Source organism: Bizionia paragorgiae (assembly GCF_900107625.1).
Taxonomy (GTDB): Bacteria; Bacteroidota; Bacteroidia; order Flavobacteriales; family Flavobacteriaceae; genus Bizionia; species Bizionia paragorgiae.
The window spans coordinates 270,906-279,132 of the sequence record NZ_FNQK01000001.1 but is presented as its reverse complement, the minus strand read 5'-3'; the positions used below and the strand labels follow the sequence as shown (position 1 = coordinate 279,132).

Below are 8,227 nucleotides of genomic sequence, written 5' to 3'. Positions count from 1 at the left end.
CTACTAAATTCCAATCGCGTTGTACAACCTGATTCGTATTTTTATCTAACCATCTGCGACGTTTTACGTGAAGATAGACTGTATTACCTCGAAGTGGAAAATCTTGAATAGTGACTTCTTTGTGAAAACCATGAGCAACAAGCATTTTGGATTTCTCCTCTTTAGGAATCACATTGCGCTCTTCAAAATAAAGGTGCATTACTTCACCATTTTTTGTGTTTTTTATTAAATCGAAATGATTAATTAAAAATTCAGGGAGAATAAGTTTCAGTAATTCTAAATAATTGTCCACGGCTATTTTTTTTACAAAAATCGTAATCTTATTTCAATTCACACACAACTTTTGAGATTGATCCGAATTCTTTGAAAAACAAGCGAACTACTACATATAAACATACAATCACTTCCAGTGCTTCCTAAGCATTAGCAATTGTATCGAGAAGTAGTTTTTAGTCGTTAGTCATTAGTAAGGATAGTGCTTAATATGATTGCATTTCTCATTTCTAGTACTAAACAAATAGATGCTATGGTCGTAGCTCTTTCAGAAATCGGTAATACGACATAGTCAATGATAAATAGGAATAGGTAAGGGCGCAATGAAAATCAAGTTTGAGATAAAAGAATCATAGCGTGATGCAATTTAACGGATCACATCCAATAGCTCTCTTTTGACCCTTCTCGTTATAGTTTAATGTAATTGCATGTTAATGTATCTTAGGCATAACGTTCAAGCAATAGACGCTGCCAATTACGTGTTCTGTAGCGCATAGTTTTAAAACGGTTAATAGCCTTTAGTGATACATCAATTGATGCTAATAGATGTATTTTTAAAGCCGTAATGGGAAGCAGTGATGGTGAAATTCAAATATTCATCGCGTCGCTTTTATTAGAAAACGATATTTTCATAAGTACCTTTAGCGGTAGCATTATTTAACACCACCGCTTTTAGCGACTACTAGAGTAACTGCATACTAATCTTCTTCTTAAGATTTCATTCCGGTTTTTTCGACTGTAATTTCTGTAGGGAAACGAGTAGCGTAACGCAACACATAATACCCTAATACACCACTTAATAACGAGGCAACGAGAATACCCATTTTTGCTTCTTCTCTAATTAAATTGTCTTCAAATGATAGGTTGACTATAAATAAAGACATGGTAAATCCTATACCGCAGAGAAGTGCGATACCTAAAAACAGGCTCCATACTTCTTTAGAGCTAGGCATTTCTTTATAAAAGAATTTTAATAAAATCCATATTCCTAATAATATACCTACAGGTTTACCTACTAATAAACCTAAAATAGTTCCCCAAGTAATAGGGATATGAAAAGCCTCATTTATAATTTCTGGATCAAAGACTACACCTGCGTTCACAAAGGCAAACAACGGCATAATAAAGAAATAAACTGGTCCGTGCAATTTGCGTTCTAATCGCTTTAATGGAGACTCCATTTCACGTTGGGTTTTTTCTAAGAAATAGTGGGCTTGAGATGATGTTGTGTCCAAAGTCACATCTTTAGCTCTTAAAAACAGTTTAAAGCCGCGTTTTGCAAAATTTTTAATCTTATCTAGTTCCCATTCTCTATTTAGAGGAATGGTAAATGCAAGGATTACACCTGCAATAGTGGCATGAATTCCTGAAGATAAAACAGCCCACCATAAAATAAAGCCGACAAATAAATAAGGGGCTAGTCTGTTTTCTTTTCTAAAATTAAATAGTAAAAGGACAAGGGTACAGCCTAAAGCGATAGCTAAAGAAGGCCAGTAAATTTGATCAGTATAAAAGAAGGCTATGACTAAAACTGCTATTAAATCATCTACAACAGCAATGGTAGTAATAAACACTTTTGCCCAAGAGGGGATACGTGATCCTAAAATCGCCAATACCCCAATAACGAAAGCGATATCTGTTGCCATTGGTATGGCCCACCCGTCTATGTATTCCGTACCTCGATTAAATGCAAAATATATTAGTGCCGGTACAATGGCGCCTGTTACTGCGGCAACCACAGGGAATACTGCCGATTTAAAAGATCGTAAACGGCCAAATTTTAATTCGCTCTTTATCTCTAAACCTACTAATAGAAAAAATAGTGACATTAATCCATCATTAACCCAGTGGTGCAAGGATTGTGAAATGTATAAACTGTCGAACCCGAGATTAAAGTTAAGGTGCATTACCGCTTGGTAATACGTGCGCAAAGGGGTATTTGCAACTATTAAAGCCGATAGTGTAGCTATTATTAATAGAATTCCCGTGGCAGAGTCTTTATGTAAAAAATCACTCCAAGCTTTAGATAACTTATTCATTCGTTACTAGATACGTTTATTTAAATTTACAATAATTGTTTTAGAAATCGGTTGAGTGTAGAATTATTTCTTAGAAAAGGGAATAAAGCTAATATTCAGAATACAGTATAATTTTATACGGCCTTTATTTATCATTAAAAAATAAACTCACCGATACTAAGATACTAAAAGATAATTTGTCGTGAAAATAGTGTCTTAGTTACTTCTTCTTTTTATCATTTTATTAACTAAAATTAATCTTTTTTTAAGGGAGTAGGACCGATAAGTAGAAAAAAACAAAGCCTCGAATTACATTGTAACTCGAGGCTTTTAATTTATAAATTGAAGTTGTTTAACCGTTCATTGAGATTAAAAACTCTTCGTTATTTCTTGTTTGTTTAAAACGTTGGTTTATAAATTCCATCGCTTCAACAGGATTCATATCGGCAAGGTATTTACGCATTACCCACATACGTTGCACGGTTGTTTCATCTAATAAAATATCATCGCGACGTGTGCTTGATGACGTTAAATCGATAGCAGGGAATATTCTACGGTTAGAAATCTTACGATCTAATTGTAGTTCCATATTACCAGTACCTTTAAATTCTTCAAAGATAACTTCATCCATTTTAGAACCTGTTTCAGTTAATGCCGTTGCTATAATAGTTAACGATCCTCCGTTTTCTATATTTCTTGCGGCACCGAAAAAACGTTTTGGTTTGTGAAGTGCATTGGCATCGACACCACCACTTAATATTTTTCCAGAAGGCGGTTGTACTGTGTTGTAGGCTCTTGCCAAACGTGTAATAGAATCTAAAAGAATAACCACATCATGACCACATTCTACTAAACGCTTTGCTTTTTCTAAAACAATATTAGCAATTTTAACGTGTTCGTGAGCTTCTTTATCGAATGTAGAAGCGATAACCTCACCGCGTACATTACGTTGCATGTCGGTAACCTCTTCAGGACGCTCGTCGATTAATAAAACCATTTGGTAAACTTCAGGGTGGTTTGCAGCAATAGCATTAGCCACGTCTTTAAGAAGCATTGTTTTACCCGTTTTAGGTTGTGATACAATCATACCACGCTGTCCTTTTCCAATAGGAGAGAACAAATCCATAATACGTGTAGAAATGGTACTTTGCTTTTCGGCGATATTAAATTTCTCTTGAGGGAATAATGGTGTTAAATGCTCGAAAGAAACACGGTCTCTCACCACATCCGGGCTTTGACCATTAATTTTGTTGACTTTAATTAGTGGGAAATACTTTTCTCCTTCTTTTGGAGGTCTTACATTTCCTAAAACAGTATCTCCTGTTTTTAATCCGAATAAGCGGATTTGAGATTGTGATACATAAATATCATCAGGTGATGATAAATAGTTGTAATCAGAAGATCTTAAAAAACCATAACCGTCTTGCATGATATCTAAAACACCTTCACTTTCTATGATGGCATCAAACTCATAGTCTGGTTCTCTATAACGGTTTCTAGTATCCTTATTTCCGTTATTACCAGGATTGTTTTTATTCTGATTTTTATTCTGGTTTTTATTTGGAGTATTTTCTCGTTTAGCAGGGCGATTTTGCGATTTGTTATCGTTTTTAGAATCGTTTTTGCTATCTTCTTTTTTATTCTGGTGTTTGTGAACGGGCTTTTTAGGTGCCGGTTTACGAGATTCTTTGGCTTCCTGTTTTGCAGGAGCCTGAGCCGTTTCCTTAGGAGATTCGGCTTTAGGAGTCTCTTTTTTAGTTTCTTCTGAAAATGCTAAAGTGCTTTGTGTGTCCTTTTCATTAGTCTTGTCTGCTGCACGCTCATTTTGAGGCTCTTTAGTCTGTTCTTTTTTCTTAGCAGGAACTTTACGTTGAACGCGAGCTCTTTTAGGAGCTTCTTTTTTAGTTTCTGAAAGGTCTTCTATTTTTACTTCTTTCACAGCTTTTGGGTTCGCTGCTTGTAGATCTAATATTTGATATACTAAATCTAGTTTTTTTAGAGTGCGAAATTTAGGCACACTTAGTTTTTTAGCTATTTCCTGTAGTTCAGGAAGCTTCATTTCTTTTAATTGTGAGATTTCAAACATTGAGTTGTTGAATTGAATATTTTTAAAATATTTAAGTTGAAATATTTCCCAGAGAAAATATACTATTAATTGAAGAATTAACAACTTGCTAACGTGATTGTTGCAAATTATTACTGCAATTATACGACTTTATTTTATTTTTTTTTAGAAAAATAACAAAAGAAACTATATTTTTGCTGCAGATAATTACCATTTAAATAAATGATTCAACGCATACAAACATTATACTTGTTATTAGCAGCCACAGTTTCTGGGGGTCTAATTTTTGCGTTTCATTTGTGGAAGACTACTGACGATATTACAATTTTCGCTAGCGATAATTTAATGTTTTTTGCTATGTTTATGGCTTCAGCAGTCTTATCTGTAATATCTATATTTATGTACAAGAATAGGAAGTCTCAATTTGTTGTGGGGCGACTAAACATCATATTAAACTTTATTTTACTAGGATTACTTGTATATCAATCTCTAAGCATATCTGGAGAAACTAACGTTTCAGAGAAAGGTATTGGGATCTTTTTGCCTATTGTGTCTATCGTATTATTAGCATTAGCTAATAAGGCCATCAAAAAGGACGAAGATCTTGTAAAATCTGTAGATCGATTACGATAAGCCTAACATCTTAGTAGTATTAGTGCGTGAGCCCAAGGTGAAGATCTTGGGCTTTTTTATGCTTTAAAACTAAAGCCGATTACAGTTTAATACCGTTTAGGAAACTCTATGACTTCCAAATTCGCAATGGTATCACCAGAAATTGTAAAACGTAACATGGTTCGTACATTATGAAAGCCGTGCTTACCAACAGCTCCAGGATTCATATGTAATAAGTTTAATTTTTTATCGGGCATAACTTTTAAAATATGAGAGTGTCCACAAATAAACAGTTTTGGAGGATTGCGCTGAATTTCCTCTCGAATACGTACATTATATTTATTGGGGTAGCCACCAATATGGGTAATCCATACATCGACACTTTCACACATAAAGCGGTTGTTTTCTGGAAATTCCATACGCGCCTTATCGTCGTCAATATTACCATAAACAGCTCTTAAAGGCTTATGCTTTTTAATAGCATCGGTAACCTCTAAGTTACCAATGTCTCCCGCATGCCATACCTCGTCTGCTTGTTTTACGTGTTCTAATATAGCATCGTCAATATAACTATGAGTGTCGGAAAGCAATAGGATTTTTTTCATAATAGTGTTCTAAATAGCTGGGGCAATAGGCTTTTTTTAGTGTTAAACATACAGCACGCTTTTAAAATTAATTTAGGATTTCTTTAGTGATAAAAACAATTATCTTTGTAGCTGTAATTAATCACAAAAATAACACAATACTTGCGATATTTTCTAGAACTTTCATATAATGGTAAAGCGTATCACGGTTGGCAGATTCAGCCCAATGCCATCACTGTACAAGAAGTTTTAGATAAAGGGTTGTCCTTAGTATTAAGGACGCCTATTTCTACCATGGGAGCGGGGCGTACAGATGCTGGAGTACACGCCTTACAAATGTATGCACATTTTGATACCGATGTGGTCTTTGACGCCGATGTCCTTAAGTATAAGCTAAATTCCTATTTGCCCGAAGACATTGTGATTCATTCTGTTTTTAAAGTGCATCCTGAAGCGCATACGCGATTTGATGCTTTAAGTCGTGCGTATATTTATAGGATTGCTGTTAGTAAGAATGCCTTTAATAACGATCAGACCTATTATTTAAAGCCGCAATTGGATGTCGATAAACTAAAAGCAGCTTCAAAAATTCTATTGGAGTATAAAGATTTTCAATGTTTTTCTAAAAGTAATACTGATGTAAAAACGTATTATTGTGATATTATGCAAGCCGATTGGGAAATAGTAGGTGATGAATTACAGTTTACAATCAAAGCCAATCGCTTTTTACGAAATATGGTCCGCGCAATTGTTGGTACTTTAATTAATATCGGAGTTGGTAAATTAGACGTGAGTGATATGCATACTATTATTCAATCTAAAAGTAGGAGTGAAGCTGGTTTTTCGGTACCCGCTCGTGCCTTGTATTTAAGTGAAATTATATATCCAGAATCTATTTATTTAAATGAATAAAACTAAAGAAAATATATTTGATTTCTCACTGTTTAAAAGGTTGTTTCAGTTTATAAAACCTTATAAAACAGTGTTTGTTGGTGTGCTTTTATCGGTGATTTTAATCGCGGTATTAAGTGCAGCATCGCCTTTTGTTTTAAGTTATGCAATCGACGAAAATGTGGCTCAGAAAAAAGAGGATGGTTTTCTGTTTTTTGTGTTGTTAATGATCGGTATGCTGCTGTTAGAAACTGTTTTTCAGTTGCTATTTATTTTCTATGCAGCGTGGTTAGGACAGAGTGTGGTTAAAGACGTTCGTGTGATGTTGTTTAATCACATGCTGAAATTTAAAATGAAATACTACGATAACTCTTCAGTAGGGACTTTAATAACAAGAGCGGTAACCGATATGGAACGTATTGCTGATATCTTCGGTCAAGGGCTGTTTATGATATCCCGTGACTTGCTAGTAATGCTAGTGGTTTCTGGTTTGATGATTGTAATGAATTGGCAATTGAGTCTTATCGTATTTATTACCATGCCTATTGTTCTTTATGCCACAAGAATATTTCAGAAGTATATGAAAAAAGCTTTTGAAGAAGTGCGTACAGAGGTTTCTAATTTAAACTCTTTTGTTCAAGAGCGCGTTACAGGAATGAAAATCCTACAGCTATTTACTAGAGAAGAAACCGAATACACGAAATTTAAAGCTATTAACGAGCGCCATAAGGCGGGCTGGTTAAAAACGATTTGGTATAACTCCATATTTTTTCCAATTCCTGAATTATTATCTTCTGTAGCTCTAGGTTTGGTTGTGTGGTATGGCGGATTAAATATTGTTTTAGAAGGTACAGCCACCCAAGGTGATTTGTTTGCCTTTGTGATGATGATTCCTAAGCTCTTTAGACCACTGCGACAAATAGCCGATAAGTTTAACACATTACAAATGGGAATGGTTGCCGCGAAGCGCGTGTTTAGAGTAATCGATACGACCTCCCAAATTGATGACACTGGAACATTAGAAGCTCAGAACTTTAAAGGAGATATTAGTTTTAAAAATGTGACTTTTAGTTATGTCGATAATGAATTGGTGCTAAAAGGTATTAATTTTGAGGTGAAAGCCGGAGAAACCGTTGCTATTGTAGGTGCTACGGGAGCCGGGAAATCGACAATTATAAACTTGTTAAATCGTTTTTACGAAATTAATAGCGGTGTAATAGCCATCGATACTATAGATATTAAAGAGGTTACTTTAAAGTCTTTACGTTCGCAAATTGCTGTGGTGTTACAAGATGTGTTTTTGTTTGCCGATACCGTTTTAGCTAATATTACTCTAAATAACCCTGAGATTTCTGAAGTCGATGTACAGCAAGCAGCAAAAGATATTGGGATTCATGATTTTATTATGAGTTTGCCAGGCGGTTACCACTATAACGTAAAAGAAAGAGGAGCCATGTTATCCTCAGGGCAGCGTCAGCTAATTTCTTTCTTGCGAGCTTATGTTACTAACCCAAGTATCTTGGTATTAGATGAAGCGACCTCGTCGGTAGATTCCTATTCAGAGCAGCTCATTCAAAATGCAACCGATAAAATTACTAAAGATAGAACGTCTATAGTTATTGCTCACCGTTTAGCAACCATTCAAAAAGCAGATAAGATTATTGTTATGGATAGCGGGCATATTGTAGAGCAAGGTACCCATAGTGAATTGTTGAAAAATGAAAACGGCTACTATAGAAACCTCTATGAGGTTCAGTTTTTAAAGGCTGAAGCTGTAGAGTAGC

The 8,227-nt window shown here is 35.0% G+C and carries 7 protein-coding genes; 3 read left to right on the top strand and 4 right to left on the bottom strand.

Annotated features, from left to right (window positions below; translation table 11 throughout):
• The 3 genes from BLV64_RS01245 to rho form a co-directional block, all read right to left on the bottom strand.
• A partial coding sequence (locus BLV64_RS01245) for an ISAon1 family transposase N-terminal region protein (protein ID WP_092131355.1) occupies positions 1-292 on the bottom strand: 292 nt, incomplete at its 3' end.
• Positions 293-983: 691 nt separating this feature from the next.
• Complete coding sequence (gene nhaA / locus BLV64_RS01240; protein ID WP_092131352.1) at positions 984-2,312, bottom strand: Na+/H+ antiporter NhaA; 1,329 nt, start codon at positions 2,310-2,312, stop codon at positions 984-986.
• Positions 2,313-2,643: 331 nt separating this feature from the next.
• Positions 2,644-4,377 (bottom strand): transcription termination factor Rho, encoded by a 1,734-nt coding sequence (gene rho / locus BLV64_RS01235; RefSeq protein WP_092131350.1) that lies wholly within the window; start codon positions 4,375-4,377, stop codon positions 2,644-2,646.
• 201 nt (positions 4,378-4,578) lie between these two features.
• Here rho and BLV64_RS01230 point away from each other — a divergent pair, with 201 nt between their 5' ends.
• Positions 4,579-4,989, top strand: a complete 411-nt coding sequence (locus BLV64_RS01230; RefSeq protein WP_092131348.1) for a DUF4293 domain-containing protein — start codon at positions 4,579-4,581, stop codon at positions 4,987-4,989.
• Between the two features lie 86 nt (positions 4,990-5,075).
• On the opposite strand, the gene BLV64_RS01225 is transcribed toward BLV64_RS01230, so the two are convergent.
• Entirely contained in the window at positions 5,076-5,573 is a 498-nt protein-coding gene (locus tag BLV64_RS01225) for a metallophosphoesterase family protein (protein WP_092131346.1), read from the bottom strand.
• Between the two features lie 141 nt (positions 5,574-5,714).
• On the opposite strand from BLV64_RS01225, the gene truA reads away from it, so the two are divergent.
• On the top strand, positions 5,715-6,464 hold the full coding sequence (truA, locus tag BLV64_RS01220) for a tRNA pseudouridine(38-40) synthase TruA (RefSeq protein ID WP_092131343.1): 750 nt from the start codon (positions 5,715-5,717) through the stop codon (positions 6,462-6,464).
• The gene (locus BLV64_RS01215) at positions 6,457-8,226 is read left to right on the top strand and encodes an ABC transporter ATP-binding protein (protein ID WP_092131341.1); all 1,770 of its coding nucleotides are present in this window, start codon (positions 6,457-6,459) and stop codon (positions 8,224-8,226) included. Before truA ends, BLV64_RS01215 begins: the two co-directional genes overlap by 8 nt.
• Position 8,227 lies beyond the last annotated feature (1 nt).

Coding starts and splice junctions, on each gene's coding strand:
- nhaA (WP_092131352.1), bottom strand. CDS start 2,312: ATGAATAAGTTATCTAAAGCTTGGAGTGATTTTTTACATAAAGACTCT.
- rho (WP_092131350.1), bottom strand. CDS start 4,377: ATGTTTGAAATCTCACAATTAAAAGAAATGAAGCTTCCTGAACTACAG.
- BLV64_RS01230 (WP_092131348.1), top strand. CDS start 4,579: ATGATTCAACGCATACAAACATTATACTTGTTATTAGCAGCCACAGTT.
- BLV64_RS01225 (WP_092131346.1), bottom strand. CDS start 5,573: ATGAAAAAAATCCTATTGCTTTCCGACACTCATAGTTATATTGACGAT.
- BLV64_RS01215 (WP_092131341.1), top strand. CDS start 6,457: ATGAATAAAACTAAAGAAAATATATTTGATTTCTCACTGTTTAAAAGG.